This is a genomic window from Streptomyces sp. SCSIO 30461, assembly GCF_037023745.1.
Classification (GTDB): Bacteria; Actinomycetota; Actinomycetes; order Streptomycetales; family Streptomycetaceae; genus Streptomyces.
This window is the reverse complement of sequence record NZ_CP146101.1, coordinates 6959318-6980642: the sequence shown is the minus strand read 5'-3', so window position 1 is coordinate 6980642 and position 21325 is coordinate 6959318. Positions and strand designations below refer to the sequence as shown.

The 21325-nt window shown below is 70.6% G+C and carries 16 protein-coding genes and 2 tRNA genes; 11 read left to right on the top strand and 7 right to left on the bottom strand.

From position 1 onward, the window contains the following. The first annotated feature begins 114 nt into the window (after nt 1-114). Nucleotides 115-975, top strand: a complete 861-nt coding sequence (locus tag V1460_RS31310) for a fumarylacetoacetate hydrolase family protein (RefSeq protein ID WP_338676965.1) — start codon at nt 115-117, stop codon at nt 973-975. Between the two features lie 156 nt (nt 976-1131). Here the strand turns inward: V1460_RS31310 and V1460_RS31305 are convergent, their stop codons facing one another. Continuing rightward, complete coding sequence (locus V1460_RS31305) at nt 1132-1473, bottom strand: heme-binding protein (protein WP_338676964.1); 342 nt, start codon at nt 1471-1473, stop codon at nt 1132-1134. Further along, complete coding sequence (locus V1460_RS31300) at nt 1470-2561, bottom strand: Gfo/Idh/MocA family oxidoreductase (RefSeq protein ID WP_338676963.1); 1092 nt, start codon at nt 2559-2561, stop codon at nt 1470-1472. The genes V1460_RS31305 and V1460_RS31300 overlap by 4 nt, the downstream gene beginning before the upstream one ends. A 55-nt stretch (nt 2562-2616) precedes the next feature. On the opposite strand from V1460_RS31300, the gene V1460_RS31295 reads away from it, so the two are divergent. The 3 genes from V1460_RS31295 to V1460_RS31285 all read left to right on the top strand — a co-directional run bounded on the left by V1460_RS31295 (nt 2617) and on the right by V1460_RS31285 (nt 6726). Further along, entirely contained in the window at nt 2617-3927 is a 1311-nt protein-coding gene (locus tag V1460_RS31295) for an ROK family transcriptional regulator (protein WP_407077558.1), read from the top strand. Nucleotides 3928-4134: 207 nt separating this feature from the next. Then, on the top strand, nt 4135-4980 hold the full coding sequence (locus tag V1460_RS31290; RefSeq protein ID WP_338676962.1) for a hypothetical protein: 846 nt from the start codon (nt 4135-4137) through the stop codon (nt 4978-4980). 195 nt (nt 4981-5175) lie between these two features. Beyond that, nucleotides 5176-6726: an alkaline phosphatase family protein gene (locus V1460_RS31285; RefSeq protein WP_338676961.1), complete on the top strand. Its 1551-nt coding sequence runs from the start codon at nt 5176-5178 to the stop codon at nt 6724-6726. 81 nt (nt 6727-6807) lie between these two features. Here the strand turns inward: V1460_RS31285 and V1460_RS31280 are convergent, their stop codons facing one another. Next, entirely contained in the window at nt 6808-7587 is a 780-nt protein-coding gene (locus V1460_RS31280; protein ID WP_338676960.1) for an HAD-IIA family hydrolase, read from the bottom strand. Between the two features lie 167 nt (nt 7588-7754). On the opposite strand from V1460_RS31280, the gene V1460_RS31275 reads away from it, so the two are divergent. The 3 genes from V1460_RS31275 (at nt 7755) to V1460_RS31265 (ending at nt 10476) form a co-directional block, all read left to right on the top strand. Continuing rightward, on the top strand, nt 7755-8462 hold the full coding sequence (locus V1460_RS31275; protein ID WP_338676959.1) for a hypothetical protein: 708 nt from the start codon (nt 7755-7757) through the stop codon (nt 8460-8462). A gap of 5 nt (nt 8463-8467) precedes the next feature. Beyond that, the gene (locus V1460_RS31270) at nt 8468-9148 is read left to right on the top strand and encodes a class F sortase (protein ID WP_338676958.1); all 681 of its coding nucleotides are present in this window, start codon (nt 8468-8470) and stop codon (nt 9146-9148) included. A gap of 350 nt (nt 9149-9498) precedes the next feature. Beyond that, nucleotides 9499-10476 carry a glycoside hydrolase family 6 protein gene (locus tag V1460_RS31265; RefSeq protein ID WP_338676957.1) on the top strand — a complete coding sequence of 326 codons (978 nt, stop codon included), beginning with the start codon at nt 9499-9501 and terminating at the stop codon, nt 10474-10476. 53 nt (nt 10477-10529) lie between these two features. Here V1460_RS31265 and V1460_RS31260 read toward each other — a convergent pair whose 3' ends face one another. The 3 genes from V1460_RS31260 to V1460_RS31250 form a co-directional block, all read right to left on the bottom strand. Then, nucleotides 10530-12482, bottom strand: a complete 1953-nt coding sequence (locus V1460_RS31260) for a kelch motif-containing protein (RefSeq protein ID WP_338676956.1) — start codon at nt 12480-12482, stop codon at nt 10530-10532. After that, nucleotides 12479-14425, bottom strand: coding sequence for a cellulose synthase catalytic subunit (locus V1460_RS31255; RefSeq protein WP_338676955.1), 1947 nt, complete (start codon nt 14423-14425; stop codon nt 12479-12481). The genes V1460_RS31260 and V1460_RS31255 overlap by 4 nt, the downstream gene beginning before the upstream one ends. Nucleotides 14426-14860: 435 nt before the next feature. Continuing rightward, nucleotides 14861-14934: transfer RNA gene (locus V1460_RS31250), tRNA-Lys, on the bottom strand. 193 nt (nt 14935-15127) lie between these two features. On the opposite strand from V1460_RS31250, the gene V1460_RS31245 reads away from it, so the two are divergent. From V1460_RS31245 to V1460_RS31230, 4 genes are all read left to right on the top strand, one after another. Next, nucleotides 15128-16909, top strand: a complete 1782-nt coding sequence (locus tag V1460_RS31245) for a peptidoglycan-binding protein (protein WP_338676954.1) — start codon at nt 15128-15130, stop codon at nt 16907-16909. 51 nt (nt 16910-16960) lie between these two features. Further along, nucleotides 16961-18655 (top strand): SPFH domain-containing protein, encoded by a 1695-nt coding sequence (locus V1460_RS31240; protein ID WP_338678280.1) that lies wholly within the window; start codon nt 16961-16963, stop codon nt 18653-18655. Nucleotides 18656-18813: 158 nt separating this feature from the next. Then, complete coding sequence (locus V1460_RS31235; protein WP_338676953.1) at nt 18814-19407, top strand: lytic polysaccharide monooxygenase; 594 nt, start codon at nt 18814-18816, stop codon at nt 19405-19407. 26 nt (nt 19408-19433) lie between these two features. Then, nucleotides 19434-21107 carry an AMP-binding protein gene (locus V1460_RS31230; RefSeq protein WP_338676952.1) on the top strand — a complete coding sequence of 558 codons (1674 nt, stop codon included), beginning with the start codon at nt 19434-19436 and terminating at the stop codon, nt 21105-21107. Between the two features lie 72 nt (nt 21108-21179). Here the strand turns inward: V1460_RS31230 and V1460_RS31225 are convergent. Next, nucleotides 21180-21253, bottom strand: a tRNA-Lys gene (locus V1460_RS31225). Nucleotides 21254-21325 lie beyond the last annotated feature (72 nt).

Sequence of the window (21325 nt, the reverse complement as noted above, 5' to 3'; positions counted from 1 at the left end):
CGTGAAAGGGGGCTTGCGGGGGAGTTCGGGCGCCTTGGAGGATCAGCTGAACCTCCGGTGGCCGCACCCATCGGCCGGGCCTGTCGGGAAGACCTCGACCACAGGGAGATGGCCATGAGACTGCTGCGTGTCGGACCGGTGGGGGCGGAGCGTCCCGCGTTGCTCGACCGGGACGGAGTGACGCTGAGGGATCTGTCCGCGCTGATCGCCGACATCGACGGGCCGCTGCTCGCCGACGATGCCGCGCTGGACCGGATCAGGGCGGCGCACGAAGCCGGTGCGCTGCCCGTGCTCGACGCGGCAGGGCTGCGCACGGGTCCACCGCTGGCGCGTGTCGGCAAGATCGTGTGCATCGGGCTGAACTACCACGATCACGCGGCCGAGACCGGTGCCACGACTCCCACGGAGCCGGTCGTCTTCCTCAAGGCGGCCGACACCGTCGTGGGGCCCGATGACATCGTGCTGGTGCCGCGGGGCGGGGCCAAGACGGATTGGGAGGTGGAGCTGGCGGTCGTCATCGGAAGGACCGCCCGCTACCTGGAGTCGGACGGTGAGGCACTCGCGTGCGTCGCGGGATACGCGGTGGCGCACGACGTATCGGAGCGTGCCTTCCAGCTCGAACACGGCGGCACCTGGGACAAGGGCAAGAACTGCGAGACGTTCAACCCGCTCGGGCCCTGGCTGGTGACACGGGACGAAGTGCCCGATCCCCAGGCGCTGACGCTCCGACTCTGGGTCAACGGCGAGCTGAGGCAGCACGGTTCCACCGCCGACCAGATCTTCCCGGTGGCCGCGGTGGTCCGCTATGTCAGTCACTTCATGACCCTGTACCCCGGGGACGTGATCAACACCGGTACGCCCGCGGGCGTGGCGCTGGGGCAGCCGGAGCCCAAGCCGTATCTGAAGGCGGGTGACGTGGTCGAGCTGGAGATCGACGGGCTCGGCCGCCAGCGGCAGGAGCTGAAGGACGGCTGACCCGGTGAGGCCCCGAATGGACGGCTGGCCACCGCGACGCCCCGTATGGACGGTTCACCGCCGCGCGGCCTGCCTGGACGGTTGATCCCGGCGAGGTCCTGTGTGTGGGGGAGGGGGCCGCGGAGGCGGTGCGGGGGATTCACCGCCTCCGCGGCGTCAGGGGGTGGCCAGGCGGGTCAGCGCCTCGACCACCGTCGCGTGGTCCTCGGCCTGGGGAAGGCCGGAGACCGTGCCGATGACGCCCGCGCCGTCGACGTGGAGGGGGAACGAGCCCCCATGGGCCGCGTACCGGTCCGGGTCGAGGCACGATGAGGCATCGAATGTGGTGCCCTCGGCCCGGAACCTGCTGCCCACCAGGAGGGAGCTCTCGTCGTAGCGCTCCACGACGCACCGCTTGCGGTCGATCCAGGCGTCGTCATGGGTGAAGCCGCGGAGCGTCAGCCGCCGCTCCTGGGCCTCCGGTTCCGCTGTGCCCGAGGCACCTGGGACGCCGCTCATGGGCCCAGCTCCACGGTGACGCCCTCATGGGCGGAGCGGCGGGCCGCCTCCAGGACGTCGAGGGTCGCGGCGGCCTCATCGGCGGTGACGGGGGGCGGGCCGCCGTCGCGCAGAGCGTCGGCGATCGCGGTGTAGTAGGCGGGGTAGTCGCCCTGAAGGGTCCCGACCGGGCGTCCGCCCCCGGTGAGCGGGGACTCACCGGAACCGATCCTGCCCCACAGCCGCTCCGGCTCCACCCCCCAGCAGGAGTCGCCGGGCCGCGGGCGTTCACCCTCCCGCAGCGCGGCCTCCTGCGGGTCGAGGCCGTACTTGACGTATCCGGCCGACGAGCCGAGGACCCGGAAGCGCGGACCGAGCTGGGCCGCGGTGGCACTCACGTACAGATGTGAGCGCACGCCGTTCGCATGGGTGACGGCGATGAATGTGTCGTCGTCCGCCTGGGCTCCGGGGCGGCGTATGTCGGACTCCGCGTACACACGGACGGCCGGGCCGAAGAGGACCAGCGCCTGGTCGACCACATGGCTGCCGAGGTCGTACAGCAGCCCGCCGAACTCCTCGGGAGAGCCCGACTCGCGCCAGCCGCCCTTGAGCTGGGGCCGCCAGCGTTCGAAACGGGACTCGAAGCGCAGCACGTCGCCGAGTTCGCCGTCCTCGATCAGCCCGCGCACGGTGCGGAAGTCGTTGTCCCAGCGACGGTTCTGGAACACGGAAAGCAACAGACCGCGCTCCCGGGCGAGTGCCCCGAGGTCGCGCGCCTCGGCGGCCGTACCGGCGATCGGCTTGTCCGCCACCACCGGGAGCCCGGCCTCAAGGGCGGCGGTCGCCAGCGGGACATGGGTCTTGTTGGGGGACGCGATCACGATCAGATCGAGTTCGTCCGCGCGGGACCACAGTTCCTCGGGAGCGGCGGCGAAACGAACCTCCGGATACGCGGTCCGTGCCTGCTCGCGGCGTGCCTCGTTCGCCGTCACGACGGTGTCGAGGACGAGGTCCGCGGTCGACGCGATCAGCGGGGCATGGAAGACCGACCCGGCAAGGCCGTAGCCGATGAGGCCGACGCGCAGCGGGGAGGAGGTACGGCGAATCACCCCTCCACTTAAGCAACGCTGTTGCCAAACTGCAAGCGGTGCGCACAATGGAAGGGTGAGGGTGAACTGGGCCAGGGCGATCGGGGCGACCGGCGAGGCCGCCGGTGCGTCCGCCGGTGCGTCCGCGGGCGAGGCGCAGAGCGCGCCCGGGGGTGCGGGGGCGCCGGGCGGCTGGGGTGTCGGCCCCGGTGTGAACCTGCCGCTGCTGCGCAACCACAACGCCGCACTGGTGCTCGATCTGCTGCGCACGGCGGGTGAGGACGGCATCAGTCGGCTGGAGCTCGCTGAGCGCACCGGCCTCACCCCGCAGGCCGTCAGCAAGATCATGGCTCGGTTGCGCGACGAGCAGCTGGTCACGGAGGCGGGCCGACGCGCGTCGACCGGGGGCAAGCCGCGCACGGTGCTCCGACTGATCCCCTCGGCGGCGTACGCGGTCGGGGTGCAGATGGACCGGGACGAGCTGACCGTGGTCCTGCTCGACCTGGCGGGCGCACAGGTGGCCAGCCGGGCCGTCACGGCCGATCTCGGAGCCGGTCCTGACGCCGTGACCGGACGGATCGCCGACCAGGTACGGGCCCTGCTGACCGATGCCCTGCCCGGTATGCCGTCGGGCGTGGCTGCGGCTGCGGATGCGAGCGCCGGGGACATGGGTGCCGCGGAGGGTGCCACGGGTGAGGAGCCGGCGCGGGGCGGCGGCCCCTTCGCGCGGGTGCTCGGAGTGGGTCTCGCCATGCCGGGGCCACTCGACCACCGCACCGGAGTGCCCCTGCGCGTCACCGGCTATCCGGAGTGGGACGGCTACCGGCTGCGGGACGAACTGGCCCGGAGGCTGAGCCTCCCGGTCGTCCTGGACAAGGACACCAACGCCGCAGCCCTGGGGCTGCTGTTGCGCGGAGAGGTCGGCGACTTCGCCTATCTGCATCTGGGGACCGGTATCGGAGCCGGACTTGTGCTGGACGGGTCGCTGTACCGGGGAGCACGGACCGGAGCAGGCGAGTTCGGCCACCAGGTCGTGCACCTCGACGGACCTCTGTGCGCCTGCGGCAAGAACGGCTGTATCGAGGTGATGTGCATGACCGCCGCCGAACGCGGTGACGTCGCCGAGGCCGCGCGTCTGCTGGGTATCGGTGTCGCCAACCTGGCGGAATTGCTCGACATCGAGCAGGTGCTGCTCGGCGGACGGCTGGTCGCGGCTGCCGAGGGCGAGTTCGTACGGGGGGTGCGGTCCTCGCTCTCCTCGCGCAACCGGGTGATGGTGGCTCCGGCGGGTGGCGGAGCCTACCGGGTCGCCGAAGGCGCGGCCCAGATGGTGCTCGCTCCGGTGTTCGGGCGCGCCGAGGTGGCCTTCGTGTCGTACCCGGGCTGACTGCGGGGCCCGGTGGACCGGTGTCCGCCGCGTCGGCGGGGCCCGGAAGATCCCTGGGCCGGCTATCGCTCGGTCGGCTCCTGAACATGGGCCGACCGGGCGTAATGGTGTGACTGTCCGACCGGATGGGTGTGGTGTTCCCTCGACAACGGACCCGCACATGGCAGCGTCGTGCCCGCACGCCGCATCCGGAGCGAAGGGTCCCCCATGCGAATGCGCCGCGCCCTCGTCACCGGACTGGCCGCCGCCATGGTCACTCCCGCCGTCGTGTTCACGGCCCTCACCGGCCAGGCCGCGGCGACGCCTTCCCCCTCGCCCGAGCCGTTCTGCGGTGACGTACGCGCCCAGGTTCTGCCCATCGGCACCAGCATCCAGGGCGGTCCGGCCTCCTACCGGGCCGGCTCCGGGTACGGGCAGTTCACCGTCGTACTGGCGAACACCACGGCCCGGTCCTGTGTGCACATCCATCCCGTCCTCGTCCTCACCGGGCGGGACCACGCACTCGCACCCGCTCAGATCCGGATGGAGTTCCTGGACGAGGTGCACAGGACATGGCGCCCCGTCACCTTTGTCGCGACCGACCAAGGAGAGGCCGTCGGAGCCTTCGGAGGCGCGAAGGGCGCCGAGGAGACCCCGGCGGCAGCGGAGTTCGAGGGCTTCGCCATTCCCGCCCGCAGCAGCGTCACCGTATCCGTGCGTCTCGCCTTCCCTGCCCCCGACACCCTCGCCGACGCGGTCGTGGCGAACGCCGCGGTGGTCCAGCGCCGGGGCGCCGACGGCGACTGGGTGGGGGAGTCGGCGGACTACTCGTTCAGCCTGCTGGCGTCGGGCGAGCCGCTGCCCCTGACACCGTCGTCGACCTCGTCAGGCACCCCGCCCGACGCCCCGTCAAGCCTTCTGACCGGCAGCGGCGATGAGATTCCCGACCCCAACGAGCTCGCCCAGACCGGCAGCCACGCCGACATCGGCGTCGTCGCCGCCGTCGCCGCCCTGCTCACCGCCGCGGGAATGCTGCTCACCGGCGCACATCAGCTGCGCACCAGGCGCCACTGACGGCCGCCGATCACCACCGGCCGTGTCGCCGAATGGAATCCGGGAGTTCACCACCCGTCCCTGGTGACCCCGGGGATATCGCGGAAAGATGACGGGTATGGACCAACGCCCCCGCTTCGACTGGGGCGTTGGGCTGAGCGTGACGTACCACGTCCACAGTCCGCAGGTCACCACACTCCGACGGAGGAACCCCCGATGCCGACCTTCGGCATTCCCCGCCGTACCGTGCTCGCCGCAGGCGCCGCGACCGCGTCGGTCGCCGCCACGACCGCCACGTCCTTCGCCACCGCGCGCGCCGCACATGCGGCGGCGCCCACCCTCCCGAACGGCACCAGCAAGGACAAGGTGCTCGTGATCGGCATGGACGGGCTGCGTCATGACCGGATCGACGCCGCCAACGCCCCGCACCTCAGGTCGATGATGGCGAACGGGACGTACGGCACGTCCTTGCTCTACTCCTACCCGATGGCGGCGACCTCCTCCGGTCCCGGCTGGTCCACCATCTCCACCGGTGTCTGGCCCGACAAGCACGGCGTACGGGACAACACCTTCATCGGCAGGAACTACGGCAAGTACCCCGGCTTCCTCGCCCGCCTCGCGCAGGTGCGCCCGGACCTGTCGACGTACGCCGCCGTCGACTGGAGGCCGCTGGACACCCAGGGCACGGTCACCCCGGGCGCCGATGCCAAGCTGGTCCTGGACGGTGACGCGGGCGGCTATGCGGGGCATGACGCCACCATCGCCGCCGAGACCGAATCGGTTCTGCGGAACCAGAACCCCGATGTCCTGTTCGTCTACTTCGGCGAGACCGACGAGATCGCCCACAGCCTGGGCACCGGCCGGAGGTATCTGGAGGCCATAGCCACCCAGGACGCGTACCTGGGTCGCCTACTCGCCGCCATCAAGGCCCGTCCTTCTTACGCCACCGAGCGCTGGACCGTGATCGTCGCCACCGACCACGGCCATAGGGACGCGGGCGGCCACGGCGGCAGCTCCATCGAGGAGCGGCGTACCTTCGTCCTCGCCCAGGGCCCTGGGATCGCCGCCGGCGCCCGCCCCATCGACACCCGGCTGGTCGATGTCGCCGCGACCGTCTTCAGGCAGCTGGGAATCATCCCTGACCCTGCCTGGGGGTTGGACGGCAAGCCCGTCCAGGAGCGTTCCGCCGACCCGTTCGACACGCTCCGGTCCTCCCTCACCCCGCGGGTGGACGAGGCCGGGATCCCCGCGTCGGTGCTCGGTTTCACCCGCACCCCTCCCAGCGGCTGGTCCGTCATCAACAACGCGATGGGCACCGGCGGGGTGACCGAGTGGCGTGGCTGGACCTTCGCCACCGACGAGTTCTGGTCCCGCACCCACCGCGACCAGTGGCGCGAACTCAATGTCCGGGCCCGAGGCGTCTTCGCCGTCGCCGACTCCGACGAGTGGGACGACAAGTCCAACTCGGGCGGCTACGACTCGACGCTGGTCAGCCCGGCGTACGACGTGCGGGGCGCGGGCACCGTGCGGCTCGACTTCACGACCCTCTACCGTCAGGAGGGCAGCCAGACGGCCCAGATCCTGGTCTCCTTCAACGGCGGTACGCCGACCGTCGTCAAGAGCTACACCTCCGACGTCGTCTCCCAGCCGCAGTCGGTCTTCGTGGCTGTCCCGGCCGACGCCTCCAGCGTGAGCTTCCGCTTCCGGTACACCGGGCGCAACAACTGGTACTGGGTGATCGACGACGTCAGGGTCGCGCCTGCCTGACCCGCCGGGGCTGCCCGAGCAGTCCCGGCGGGCAGCCGTCCGCGCCGGTACCCGCGATCAGGCCGGCCGCAGCGCCTGCGGTCAGACCAGCTCGACCAGGTCGGCGATCGAGTCCTTCACATGGGTCGGGCGGTAGGGGAACCTGTCCAGGTCCTCCGGCGCGGTGAGCCCGGTGAGCACGAGGTACGTCTCCATCCCCGCCTCCAGCCCGGCGAGGATGTCGGTGTCCATCCGGTCGCCGATCATGGCGCTGGTCTCGGAGTGGGCGCCGATGGCATTGAGGCCCGTACGCATCATCAGCGGGTTCGGCTTGCCCACGAAGTAGGGCTCCTTGCCCGTCGCCTTCGTGATGAGGGCGGCGACCGCGCCCGTGGCGGGGAGCGCGCCCTCCGTGGAAGGCCCGGTCTCGTCCGGGTTCGTCGCGATGAACCGCGCCCCGTTGTTGATCAGCCGTACCGCCCGCGTCATGGCCTCGAACGAATAGGTGCGGGTCTCGCCCAGGATCACGAACTCGGGCTCGGTGTCCGTCAGGATGTATCCCACCTCGTGCAGAGCGGTGGTCAGGCCCGCCTCGCCGATGACATACGCGGACCCCCCGGGGTGCTGCCGCTCCAGGAACTTCGCGGTCGCGAGGGCTGAGGTCCAGATGTTCTCGGCGGGTACGTCCAGGCCGATCCTGCGCAGTCGCGCGTGCAGGTCACGCGCGGTCTGCATCGAGTTGTTCGTGAGTACCAGAAAGGGACGGCCGGACGCGCGCAGCTTCTTGACGAAGGTGTCCGCTCCGGGGATGGGGATGCCTTCACGCATCAGCACCCCGTCCATGTCGGTGAGCCATGTTTCGATGGGCTTACGCTCTGCCATTCTGCCGGTCTCCTGTACACGAGCGTTGGCTGAGGGCCGCCGGTACGACACTGTGCCGACGGCCCCAGCGTAACCAGCCCGGGGGAGTGCCGCTTAGCCCATCCGGGTTCCCCGGAGATGCGGAAACGGGCGAACCGCGTGAATCTACTGATACCAGGAGGTTCACAATGGGTTCTCAGTTCACTACTCTGCGTGTCATAGGTGCGGTCGGCGGCCTGTTGATGCTGGCATCCACCGCCGGGCCGGTGTACGCGGCGCAGGATGGCGGTCGGACCGCCACCGACTGCGAGAGCCGGGCAGGCTCCGCCGCATCCGGTGCGTATGTCCTGGACGCCGAGATGTCCGGGTTCGGGGGTTCGAGGGGGCCGCTCATCGGCCTTGACTGCGGTGGTCGGCAGTACGGCTCACTGGGCTCGGTCCAGGCGGCGCGGCAGGAGGGCGAAGGAGACGAGAACCCCAAGCCCCAGCAGAGCTGGAGCCAGAACAAGACCTGGGAGCAGGACGAGAAGAAGACCGGGGGCGGCGACGAGAAGAAGAACGACGGGCAGGACCGGAAGAAGCAGTACGAGAAGCCGAGCGGCAAGCAGGACGAGAAGAAGGGCGAGGGGCGGGACAAGAAGACCGACGGCGGGGGAGGCAGAGACGGCCGGGGCGATGACTCCGGCGACGAGCCCGATTCGGACAAGACTCCCTACGCCCCGGTGCGGGCTGGTGGCGGCGGCACCGCGACGTCCTTCGCCGCCGACGGCTCCGGTCGGCAGGGTCCCGGCACCACCCACACCGTGGTCGGTCTGGCCCTGGCCGCAGTGGCTGCGGCGACCATCGCGTTTCGCGGGTTCCGGCGCCGGCGCGCGAACGCGGCGGACAAGGACTGACGGCCGTGGGATCGTCCTCCGGTGATGCCGCTGCCCCCGTGCGCGGCGGCGGGCGGCTGCTGACGGGTGTGGCCTGGGCGGTCCTGCTGCTCAGCCTCTGGTTGTGGGGGCGCGGCGCGGTCGACGGGGTCGCGGGCAGCGCCCCCAGGACCGGCGACGTGGCCGCGGTGGGCAGGCCGCCGGGTGTGCCGTTGCCGCCCGCGCACGATCCCCTGGAGCCCGTGGGGCCCAGCAGGGTGGAGATCCCCTCGATCGGGGTGAAGGCCCCGGTGGTGATGCGAGGTCTGGACTCCTCGGGCGGGATCGAGCCCCCGCCGTACACCGAGGCGGGGACCGTGGGCTGGTTCGGGTCCGGCACTCAGCCGGGTGCGGCGGGTGCGGCGCTGTTCGTGGGCCATGTCGACACCGCCACCGAGCGGGCGGTGTTCTACGACCTCAGCGCGGCGCGCGCCGGACAGAAGATCCGCGTCACCCGGGCCGACGGGTCGGTGGCCGAGTTCACCATCGACGACGTCCAGGTGGTCGGCAGGGACCGGTTCGACGCCGGTGAGGTGTACGGGTCCAGGCAGCCGGGCAGGGCCGAACTGAGGCTGATCACCTGTGGCGGAACGTTCGACCGGGCCACGCAGTCCTACACGGCGAACGTGGTGGTCTCGGCCTATCTGACGGACGCCCGCGGGATCTGACAGGATGCGTTCCGGTTGGCCCTTCCGGCTGGCACGCCGGACGCGACCTGGCCACCACGCACCATGCGCGATGCACCAAGGGGGAGTGGATGTACGGCACTAGGGCGTGTTGCGAAAGTAGCTCCGTCCGCCCGCAGGGCGGGGCCTGCGGAGTCTGGTGCGTGCGATCGCAAGGCGGAGGATCATCCTCGTACTGGACGTACTTGGATGACTCCGACAACGCAGCGAGCGTGCGTGCCAGGCGTCGCGGGTCAGGAGGGACTTTCGCAACACGCCCCAGCGCCGGGCGGTCCCGCCGGGGAACGGAGCCCGGAGCGGGGACGCGAGCGGCGGCGGGCACAATACGCACGATGGGCACCGCGGGGGCCGTGGGGCTCGCGCTGCTGCTGTCGGGATGCTCGTCCGACGATGGCGGTGACGACCGGCCCCCCATCGCCCAGCAGCCCAAGGCGACGGATCCGTACTGGGTCAACCCGGACGGCAAGGCCGCCCGGCAGCTCGCCGAGTACCGCGAGGACGGCGACGGCAAGAACGCCGCACTGATCCAGAAGATCGCCGGGCAGCCGGCCGGCGAGTGGATCGGTCCTGACAACCCGGATGCCGAGGCCAAGAGGCTCACGGAGGCCGCGCGGAAGGCCGACCGCGAGGTTCTGCTGGTGCTCTACAACATCCCGCACCGCGACTGCGACCAGTTCTCCAAGGGGGGCGCCGCCGACGGGAACGCCTACCGCGAATGGGTCGACAAGGTCGCCAAGGGCATCGGCGACCGGCCCGCCACAGTGGTGCTGGAGCCGGACGCGGTGCTGCACCTGGTGGACGGCTGCACTCCCGACGAGTACCACGAGGAGCGCTACGACCTGCTGAAGGGCGCCATCACCCGGCTCAAGAAGCAGCCGGCCACCAAGGTGTACCTGGACGCGGGCAACGCGGGCTGGTCGCAACCGGATTCCCTGTTCGAGCCGCTCCAGTGGGCTGGGATCGCCCAGGCCGACGGCTTCGCGGTGAACGTCTCCAACTTCCAGACCACCGAGGCCAGCAAGGACTTCGGCAAGCGGCTGTCGGCCAAGGTCGGCGGCAAGCCCTTTGTGATCGACACCAGCCGAAACGGCAACGGTGCCTTCACGCAGGGCGACCCCAAGGAGAACTGGTGCAACCCGCCGGGCCGTGCGCTCGGCGAGCCGCCCACCACGAAGACCGGCGATCCGTTGGTCGCCGCGTATCTCTGGGTCAAGCGGCCGGGCGAGTCGGACGGCGACTGCAAGGGCGGCCCCAAGGCCGGCGACTGGTACCCGGCCTACGCCCTCGAACTGGCCCGCAACACCAAGTAGGAGACATGAGGGTGCCCCCGCAGCGGGGGCACCCTCATGTCCTGGGGGAAGCCCTACGGGACCTCGACCCACACACCTTCGGACGGCGTGCCCTTGTCGTCGGTCACGAAGAGCATGTACCAGCCGGACGGTACGAGGGATCGGTTCTTCGGCACGGTGACCTTGAACCCGTCCGCCGTCTTCTCCATCTCCAGCGCGATGGAGCGCTGGTCGACATCGGTGACGTGCGTGACCGCGCTCGGCCGCATCAGCTTGGCCGTCCTGAGCTTCGCCGCCTGCGCACTCTTGAAGGTGCCCGATGCCCCGCGCTTGATGCGCTCGGGGCCACCGCCGATCGCCGGGCGGGAGTCCCGGTAGAGGTACGGCGGGGTGTAGATCTCGATGCGCTGCTCGAAGACTCCGGGCTTGGTGTTGGCGGCGTCGGCGAAGAGCGAGTCGGAGCCGAAGATCATCACCCGGCCGTCGGGCAGCAGCACCGAACCCGAGTGGTAGTTGCGGCCCACCTGAGGGTCGGCCACCCGCGTGTAGGCGCCGCTCTTCGGGTCGTAGGTCCGAGCCTCAAGGATGTTGGAGCCGCCGCGCCCGCGGTAGTCCTCCGAACCGCCGGTGACGAGCACGGTGTCGTCCGGCAGCAGTGAGGCGCTCGGGTAGCGGGTGCCCTTGTCCAGGGTCGCGCCGTCCTTGAAGCCGGGCTCGTCCTCCTTGAGGTCGACCAGCCGGGACTTCTTGCTGGACTTCTCGGACTCGCCGACCCCGCCACCGCCGATGACCATGAACCTCTGGTCCTGTGCGGGCGGCAGCATGACCGTGGCCGAGGTCTCCAGCTTGTCCGGGTCGCTCATGCCCGGGACCTTCTCGAACGAGTTGTCCTCCAGGTCCCAGACACCCGGGTCGCGGCCGACGTCGGCCGGTCCGTAACCGGCGTTGGAGCCGGAGTAGAAGAGCTTCCCGTTGTCCATCAGGAAGATCGCCGGGTAGGTCGGGAAGCGCCGCTCGAAGCCGGTGTACTGCCACTTCTTGGTCTTCGGGTCGTAGATCTCGTCCTTGCCGGGGACGATCTGCCCGATCTCGTCGAGACCCGAGAGGGACAGGACCTTGCCGTCCTCGAGCGTGGTCAGCGTCGGGTACCAGCGGGCCTCGTTCATCGGGTCGACCTTGATGTACTTCTCGGCGACCGGGTCGAACTCGTAGGCCTCCTTGATGCCCTGGAAGTCCTTCTTGTCGAGGGCGAGCTTCTGCGCGATGCCGTAGACGTTGCGGGTGTCGGAGCCGGTGAGGCCGTGCACCCGGTAGTTGTCCTCGGTGCCGGTCTCGTGCTTCTTGCCGGACTTCTCGGCCTCGACGTAGATCCGGCCGAGCCCCGCTTCGGTGCGCAGGAACTCACCGGTCTCCGGGTCGAAGACCTTCTTGGCCCGCTGGACCAGCACCGGGTCCTTGGACACGAAGGTCTTGCCGTTGGCCTTGCCGGTGAACTTGGTACCGGCAGGCAGCGTCATCGGCTTGTCCGGGTCTTCGTTGTGGACGATCATCAGGCCGCCGGCCTTGGTGACGTCGCCCTGGAGCTTCTCGTACCGCTTGGTGCCCCCGGCCACCAGCAGCTTTCCGTCGGGCAGTTGGGTGTGCCCGGCGCAGAACATGTCCTTCGGGGTCTCGATCTTCTTGAAGTCGCCGGTCTCCGGGTCCCACAGCACCGACTCGAACTTCTTGGCGTCGAAGTTCTTCTGGTTGTTGCCGGAGCCCGCGATCAGCAGCACCTTGCCGGTGTGGAGCAGGGCGGCGTGAATCGAGTTGATCCGGTAGCCGGCCGGGACGTCCAGGTAGTCCCAGCGGCCGTTGGCGGCCTTGTACTCAGGCTTGTTGATCTTGTACTCGTGGTACTGCTCCGAGCCGTACCGGTAGAGCGCCGGACCGTTGAACCCGGCGACCACGGCCACGACCGCCACGCCTACGAGTATTCGCCGGGCCCGGTTCCTGCGGTGGTTCGGCCGGACGGGCAGGGTGCTCATTTCTCACGTCCCCCAAGGGCGATCTGCATGGTCTGGTCGGGGGCCCGGTCGGGGCGCTCCTGTGGGTCGCGCGGCCCCGGCGAATCCCACGTCCCGCCGTCGGACTCCGGCGCGCCGCCGCTCCGGTTCCTGCGCTTCCTGCGGTTCTTCTTCTCCTCGCGTATCTGGTGCTGCCAGGCGAAGATCGGCGCCGCCGTGATCAGCAGAGCCAGCGAGGCCCAGGTGATCATCGCGGGGTGGTCATGGCCGAGGAAGAACGACGAGGCCAGCGAGCCGCCGAAGACCAGGATGAAGAACAGATGGATCCGGAAGGTCCCGAAGAGGGTGTCGGGGCTGGACGAGTCGCCCTTGGGCGTCACCACGAACTTGCTCTTGCGGCGCAGCACCGCGTCCATCAGGGAGCGTGCGTAGATCGGCGCGGACAGCGCGGACATCACCATTCCGGCGAGACCGCCGGAGCCCTCGGGTTCGTGCGGGGAGACGTTGTGGCGGCGGTTCCAGACGTAGAGGCCGATCTGGAGTGCCGAGGCATTGCCGTACAGCATCATCCAGATCACCGGGTCGATCTGCACACCCGAGGCGCCCATCCCCAGGAACAGCGCGCAGCTGAGCGCCGCCAGGATCCAGTTGAGGGCCGACATCGGATAGAAGATGATCATCATCGTGTAGTTGAAGAGCTTTCCGGGCGGCAGTGACCCGAAGCCCTTCCAGTACTGCTTGAGGATCGTCTCGTAGGTACCCCGGGACCAGCGCAACTGCTGGGTGAAGAAGTCGGTCCAGGCGGACGGGCCCTCGCCGACGGCGAGTACGTCCGGGGTGTACACCGAGCGCCACTTGTTGCCGCTCTCGGGGTTGCGGGCGCGGTGCATCTCGAAGCCCGTCGCCATGTCCTCGGTGATCGAGTCGTACAGTCCGCCGATCTGCTTGATCGCTTTGATGCGTACGGCGTTGGAGGTGCCGACGAACATGGGCGCGCCGTAGCGGTTGCCCGCGCGCTGGATCAGGGCGTGGAACAGGAACTGCTGGGACTCGGCCGCCTTGGTGACGAAGGTGTCGTAGTTGCCGTAGACCTGGGGGCCGATGACGAAGCCCACGTCCGGGTCGCGGAAGTATCCGAGCATCCGCTCCAGGTAGTTCGGCAGCGGGACGTGGTCGGTGTCGACGGAGGCGAAGAAGTCGTAGTTCTCACCGTGGGCTTCCAGCCAGGCGTTGTAGTTGCCGTGCTTGGTCTTGGCCCGATGGGCGCCGGTGGGCTGGTTCCACTTGGCGATGCCCTTGCGGGAGAAGTGGTGCACGCCGAGGCGTTCGCAGACCTTCTTGACCTCGGGGTCGTTGCCCTCGTCCAGCAGCCAGACGTGCATCAGCCCTCGGTGGCGGATCCTGACGGCCGCCTCCAGGGTCTTCGTCACCATCTCCAGGGGCTCCTTGCCCGGCACGAATGAGGTGAGGAAGGCGACCTTGGTGCCGGACTCCGGCACGACGGGGATCGGGTCGCGGGCGACGAGTGTCGCGTGTGCGTTCGACAGCACGTTCATGGTGCGGAAGAGCTCGATCAGGCCGATCGAGACCAGCATCACGATGTCGAGCCACAGCAGAAGGTCGTTCTTGAGGTTGGGATCCCGCTCGGTCCAGTGTTGGGGCTGCATCAGCCAGGCGAACAGTCCGAGTGAGACGAGCGGTGCCGCCCCGAGGAGCAGCGCGGCGCGTAACCGGTGCGGCTCCTGGGATATCAGGGAGCGGAACTGCACCCGGTAGGGCCGAGAGGGGTCCGGCTGGGTGAGGGGGCCGGCGAGTCGGCTGTAGTGCTCGTAGTCGTACCGCGGCAGCGCCTTCTTGGGGCGCAGCCGGGCTCCGGCCGTTCGGAGCTGCGGGGGGACCCGAAGCTGCGTGGTCCGGGAAGGGTCGTTGTCCTGCTGCCGGGCGCCGTTCGGCGTCGACGTCATGAGTCATCCCCCCGCACGCCTTCTGGCTGCGTGATCGTTCGTGTGTGCGACGCCCGGATCGCGGCTCCCCTGGACCGGCTGTTCCGGACGCGTCAATGGTCAGGCCAGTGCCTCTTACGCCTCGCAGACATGAGAATGCGGCCTTCCGGTTGCATGATGCCTCGCGCGGGAACCGCTTCGCGAACGGGTTCCCCTTACCCACGGTTGCGGCAAAACCCGGGCATAGCCCCGTAGGTCGCCACCAACTACTCGACCCAATGGTCCTATTGGAGTCACTGGTTCCACTCAGGTTGTACGACCGGAGCCTTGATCGCAAGGCGGTCCCCGTGGGCGGTCTGTAAGCGCTATACGTAGTGGGATGTGCGCCTGGGTGTGCACGTGTACGTAGATGCGCCGAAGCCCCCTCATCGGTGATGAGGGGGCTTCGGTATCGCGTGCGCCGCCAGGGACTCGAACCCCGGACCCGCTGATTAAGAGTCAGCTGCTCTAACCAACTGAGCTAGCGGCGCCTGCTGGCCTGGAGAACTCTACCTGACCTCCGGGGTGCTCCTGACCATTTCCCGGGGTCGAGGGTTCTCGGATGTTCTCGGATGTTCTCGGCCTGTCGGATGGTCGTTTTTTCCCTTCGGTCCGTCAGAATGCGACGCATTAGGTACTTAACAGTGCGTATCAGACCAGTTACGGCAGTGCGAGGACATCGTTATGACCGTTCCGGCCTCCGAGGAGTACGAGCCCCGGGCCGACCACGGCAGCTGCGCCGGATGCGCGGAGCCATGCCCTGACGCGCCGGCCCGCGCGCGCACCCCCCGAGCGCGCGGGAGGGGCGAGCGTACGGCGCACGGAGCCCGGTGCGCGCTGCTCCTGGCCGCGGCGGCGGGAATCGTGCTGTACGCGGGCGGGGGAGCCGGTGCGGCGGCCACGACCGCATGGGCGACGGTGAAGCGGCCGGCTCAGACCGGCGACACCGGCCCGGCGGAGGGCGCGACCACTCCGCAAGGCGGCCAGGGGCCGCTGCACGGAAAGCCGGCGCCCGGCTCCGCGGTGGCTCTGGCGCCCGGGCTGCGCCTGACCACCCGCGCGGAGATCATCAACCGCGCCAAGCTCTGGGTGGCCGCGAAGGTCCCGTACTCGATGACCGACTTCTGGTCGGACGGCTACCGCCAGGACTGCTCGGGCTATGTCTCGATGGCCTGGAACCTGCCGGGCAACGAGTGGACCGGGAGCCTCGCGCAGTTCGGGGTCCGGCTGGACCGCGAGGACCTGCAGCCCGGCGACATCCTGCTGTTCCACAACACGGCCGATCCGGCCAAGGGCTCACACGTCACGATCTTCGGCGGCTGGACCGACTACACCCACACCCACTACGTCGCCTACGAGCAGGCCAAGCCGCACACCCGGAAGCAGTCCACCCCCATGGCCTACTGGAGCGACTCCGACGCCTATGTGGCGTACCGCTACACGGGTGTGATCGGCGCGAGTGTCTCCTCCCACGCGCCCAGACCGTCCGCGGCCGACGCCATCGCCGCCTACCCGGGAGCCGCGCTCTTCCGGCCCGGTGCGGTGGGCGAGCACATCGCAGAGTTCGGCAGGTTGCTGAGGGGACGCGGCGCCGGGGCGCTCCTCGGCGAGGACCCGGGGACGCGCTGGAACGAGGCGTACCGGCAGGCGACGCTGGCCTTCCAGCGCGCTCAGGGGTGGAGCGGCCCGCTGGCGGACGGGCTGCCGGGCGCGGGGACTTGGGGCCTCCTGGTGAGCGGCCGGGGCAAGGACATCGCGCACGGCGGTACGGACGCGGTCACGGGTGCGGTCACCCGCGCCGGTACGGTCACCCGCGCGGAGCCTCGGGGTGTCGGGGGTGCGGGCACGCCTGCGGGCGGCGGTGGCCGGAGCGCGGTACCAGGCGGTGTCCCGGTGGACGGTTCCCCTCGGGTGGCCCCGCAGGACGCCGAGGCGGACCGGGCCGGACCCCAGGGCCAGGGCAGTCCGACGCCCGCGCGAGCCGGTAGTCCACCGGCCGCCGTCGGAAGCAGGCCCGGGGGCGCTGCAGGGAGCGCTGTCCCGCCGGCCGGTGAGGGCCGCGTCCCGCCAGGCGGTCGTGCGACCCCGGCCGTCCCACAGGACCCTGCCAGCCGTGCGGCCCCCGCCGTCCCGCCCCTTGCAGGTCGTGCCGTACCGCAGGGGCACCCCGCCGGACAGCCCGCGAGGGTGCCCGGCCATCCGGAACCCGCGAGCTTGCGGCCCGGCCAGACGAGCCCTCACATCGACGCACTCCGCGGCCGACTGGCGCAGCGGGGCTTCGGCAAGCACGGCACATCGCACGGCACCTCCCGACCCACATCACAAGGCACATCGGCGGGGCTCGGTCAGCAGTGGACCGAGGCGGACCGCCGCGACGTCCAGGCGTTCCAGCGCGCGCAGGGCTGGCGCGACGGCGCGGCGGACGGCATCCCCGGCCCCGAGACCTGGCGGCGGCTCTTCTCCTGAGCTGTCGCCCCCAGACCACGCCCATCCCGAGGAGCGGCTCCGGTGACCACCATGACTCCGTACCCCGAAGACCCCGCGGCCCCGCTGCCGCCACGACTACCCCGCCTGTCCGCACTGTCCGTCCCCGCCCGGGCCGACGTCCCGGGTGCCCCGGCCGGCGAACCGCCGACGACGCGGCAGTGGGAAGCGCCCGGCGCCGCCAGGGCCAAGGAAGGACTGCCGCCGCAGCTGCCTGACGCGGTGTCGGGCGATGGCCTCGCCGGTGCCGTGGATGTGCGCCATCCGGGAAGCGGGCACCTGCCGCAGGCCGCGTCCGGAGCCGCCGGTACGGCGGAGGAGCCGGCCGCGTACACCGCCGATGGCATCCTGACCAGCCCGCCGGACACCCTGCCTGGCAGGCGCGCCGGGACCCGCGATTCCGGTGGGACACAGGATGAGGCCGAGGCCGGAAGCCATGCCGAGCCCGGTTCCGCCGCGGCAGTCGACGCCGAAGCCCACGCTGGATCCCATGCCGAGCGCGGCTCCGTCAACGGCACTGTCAACGGCACTGTCAACGGCATCGACGCCGGACGCGGGGATCCGATCGAGGGCCGGATCGGGGCCGAGTCCGGGGGGCGGCTGCCGCTGCATCCTCTCTTCCGGGACGACGACACCGGGCGGGCCGGACCCCACCGCACCGATGACGACGACGGCGGCCCCGACACCCTCGCCATGCCCGTCATGTTCCCCACCGGCCGCAAGGCCGAGACCGGCGGCCGGCCGTCCCGGCAGCAGCAGCCGCCTCTGTCGCGCCCTCGCCCCACCGCGCCCGTCGACCCCAGGCTCCGCGAGCGCCCCGGGCCCGTGCTGCCCGGCTGGATCAGCCTGTTCATCGGCTGCGGCGTCCTCGCTGTGGCGGCGAACGTGCTCTACCGTGCCGGCGCCTGCCCCGACCGGGTCGCCCGGCTCTTCGGTCTGAGCGCGCACCCGTACCAGGGCATCGACATCGGCGAGTGGATGGTGCTCGGCGTCTGCCTGTTCGTCGCCGCGTTCACGCTCGGCGGCCTCGGTCGCGGTCGTGCGGGCCACGCCTGGGTCCTCACCCTGTTCGGGGAGTACCGCGGCAGCGTGCGCCGCTGCGGGTTGATGTGGGTGAGTCCGCTGCTGCTGCGCAGGCGGGTCGATGTGCGGCTGCGGCACTGGCGCAGTGAGCCGATGCATGTCGTGGACGCGGACGGTACACCTCTCCAGGCAACCGTCCTCGTCGTCTGGCGCGTCGAGGACACGGCGCGCGCCACGCTGACCCTGGCGGACCACGAGGGCTATCTGCGCGAGCAGGTCGAGTCGGCGACGGCGCGGGTGCTCTCCCAGCTCCCCGCCGACATCGCACCGGCCATCGGCGCACGCGGCGCGGCAGCGGACGACGGCGCGCCCGCGCTGCGCAACGCCGAGGCCGTCGGCGACGTGCTGACGAAGACGCTGGCGGTGGAGTGCGCCCCGGTCGGCATCGAGGTCTTCTCGGCGCAGCCGACCCGGGTCGAGTACGCCCCCGAAGTCGCAGCCGCCATGCGCCGCCGCCAGGTCGCGGCGATCGAGGCGGAGCACCGGGACGCGTTGATGACCTCGGTGGTGGACGCGGTCGACGAGACCGTACGGCGGCTGACGGTGCGCGGGCTTGTGGAGCTGGACGACTACGAGCGAAAGGCCCTGGTGCGGGACCTGACCGTGGCCTTCTGCACCGGACGCCCCGGCGGCTCGGACGGGTAGCGGGCGAGGAAGCCGCAGCCGGACCGCGGATGCCCTTCTGATTGGTCTGGACATGTCCAAACGGCGTCAATAGTCTGAGGCTTGGTCTGGACCTGAATGCACGGCATGGTGCGCAGCACTGCTCACGGAACACCCCCACGTTCTCCAGGAGCGACAGCATGCGGAAGCGAATAGGCGTGACCCTCGTCGGGCTCGCGGTGGCGGTGGCGGGCGGCGCGGTGCTCGCCACCGGCAGCGCCGCCGGTCACGGCTACACCGACACCCCGATCAGCCGCCAGCGGCTCTGTGCCGACGGCACGGTGGCGGACTGTGGCGAGATCCGGTGGGAGCCACAGAGCGTCGAAGGCCCCAAGGGCTTCCCCTCGGGAGGCCCGGCCGACGGAACGATCTGCGCGGGCGGCAACAGCCGCTTCGCGCAACTCGACGACCCGCGCGGCGGCAGCTGGCCGACGACCCCGGTCCGCACCGGGCAGGAACACACCTTCCGGTGGCGGTTCACCGCCCCGCACGCCACCACCGACTTCCGGTACTACATCACCAGGGACGGCTGGAACCCCGGCCGACCGCTGACCAGGGACGCCCTCGAATCGGTGCCCTTCCTGACCGTCCCCTACCGGGGGCAGCGCCCACCCACCGTGTTCAGTCATACGGGCAGGCTGCCGTCGAAGTCGGGCCGCCACCTGATCCTCGCGGTGTGGACGATCAGTGACACCCCGAACGCGTTCTACGCCTGTTCGGACGTTCAGTTCTGACGGTATGTCGGCTACCGTACGGCGCCATGGTGAGCCCCCGTGGCACCGGAAGCGGTGCGACCGTCGCGGATCTCATAGTGCGCCAGTGGGGCGACCACCGGGTGGGACTGAGACACGAGGACCTCGTGCTCAGCCACCATCAGGTCGCCTCCGGCGCCGCCGCCCGCGCCGCGCTGCTGGCGGAACTGCTGCCCCGACGCGCCGAGCCGCACCTCGGGATCCTGCTCGACAACACCCCGGAGTTCCCGCTCTGGATCAGCGCCGCGGCCCTCGCCGGGGCCGCCGTCGCGGGCATCAACCCGACCCGCAGGGGCGCCGAGCTGGCCCGCGACATCCTGCACACCGACTGCAGGGTGCTGGTCACCGAACGCGCCCATCTGCCCCTGCTGGACGGTCTCGACCTCCCGGGCGTACGGATGCTGGTGACGGACACCGACGCCTACGCCGCGCTGCTCGCCGCGTACGAGGGCGCGCAACCGGGCGATGTGGCGATCCGCGCGGTGCGGCCCGACAGCAGGCTGCTGCTGTACTTCACCTCGGGGTCGACCGGCGCGCCCAAGGCGGCGCTCTGCAGCCAGGGGCGGCTCGCCGCGGCGGGCGCCTCGCTGGTACGGCAGTTCGGGGTGCGGCCCGATGACGTCCACTACATCTGCATGCCGCTGTTCCACGGCAACGCGGTGATCGCCAACTGGGCACCGGCACTCGCGGCCGGAGCCTCGGTCGCGCTGCGACGGCGGTTCTCCGCATCCGGCTTCCTGCCGGACGTACGGGCCTACGGTGCCACATACTTCACCTACGTCGGACGGGCCATCCACTATCTGCTGGCCGTGCCCGAACGGGACGACGACCGGAACCACCGGCTGCGCACCGGCTTCGGTACGGAGGTGGGGGCGGTGGACGCGGCACGCTTCGAGCGGCGCTTCGGGGTCAGGCTGGTCGAGGGATACGGCTCGTCCGAGGGCGGCGCCGCCATCCAGCGCACTCCCGGCACCCCGCCCGGGGCCATCGGGCGCGCCGCGCCGGGCAACGATCTCGCGGTGGTGGATCCGGAGACGGGCGAGGAGTGCAGGCCGGCCCGGCTGTCCCCGGGCGGTCGGCTGTGCAACGGCGACGAGGCGATCGGCGAGCTGGTCAACCGCGGCCCCAACCCCTTCGAGGGCTACTGGCGAAACCCCGAGGCCGACGCGGCGCGGGTCCGGCAGGGCTGGTACTGGACGGGTGACCTGTTCTTCCGTGATCCCGACGGCTTCCTCTACTTCGCGGGCCGCACCGACGACCGCCTCCGGGTGGACGGGGAGAATCTCGCCCCGGCGATGGTCGAGAACATCCTGTGCCGCTGGGAGGCGGCATCGGGCGCCGCGGTCTACGCGGTCCCCGACCCCGTGTCCGGGGACCAGGTCATGGCCGCCATCGCCCTGCGCCCGGGTGCCGTCTTCGACCCGGCGGCCTTCGGTGCCTTTCTCGCCGCCCAACCCGATCTGGGTACGAAGATGGCGCCCCGCTTCATCCGGCTCCCGTCCCGGCTGCCGACCACGGCGACCAACAAGATCCACCGCGTGGCACTGCGCCGGGAGTCGTTCCGCTGTCCTGACCCGGTGTGGTGGCGCCCGTCCGATGAGCGGCACTACCGCCCGCTGACCGAGACGGACGTCCGGTCGCTGCTGCGTACGTTCGCGGAGCACCGCCGTCCCTGGTGCTGACGCGTGCGCCGCGAGCGGCCCCGGAGAGCACTGTGGCCCCTCGTACGCATACGAGGGGCCACAGTGACAAGGTGCGCCGCCAGGGACTCGAACCCCGGACCCGCTGATTAAGAGTCAGCTGCTCTAACCAACTGAGCTAGCGGCGCGGGTTTGCCGTTCCCGCCGCGCTCGGCGGCTGACGACGGAAGTAATACTACCTGGTCCGATGGGGTGCCCCC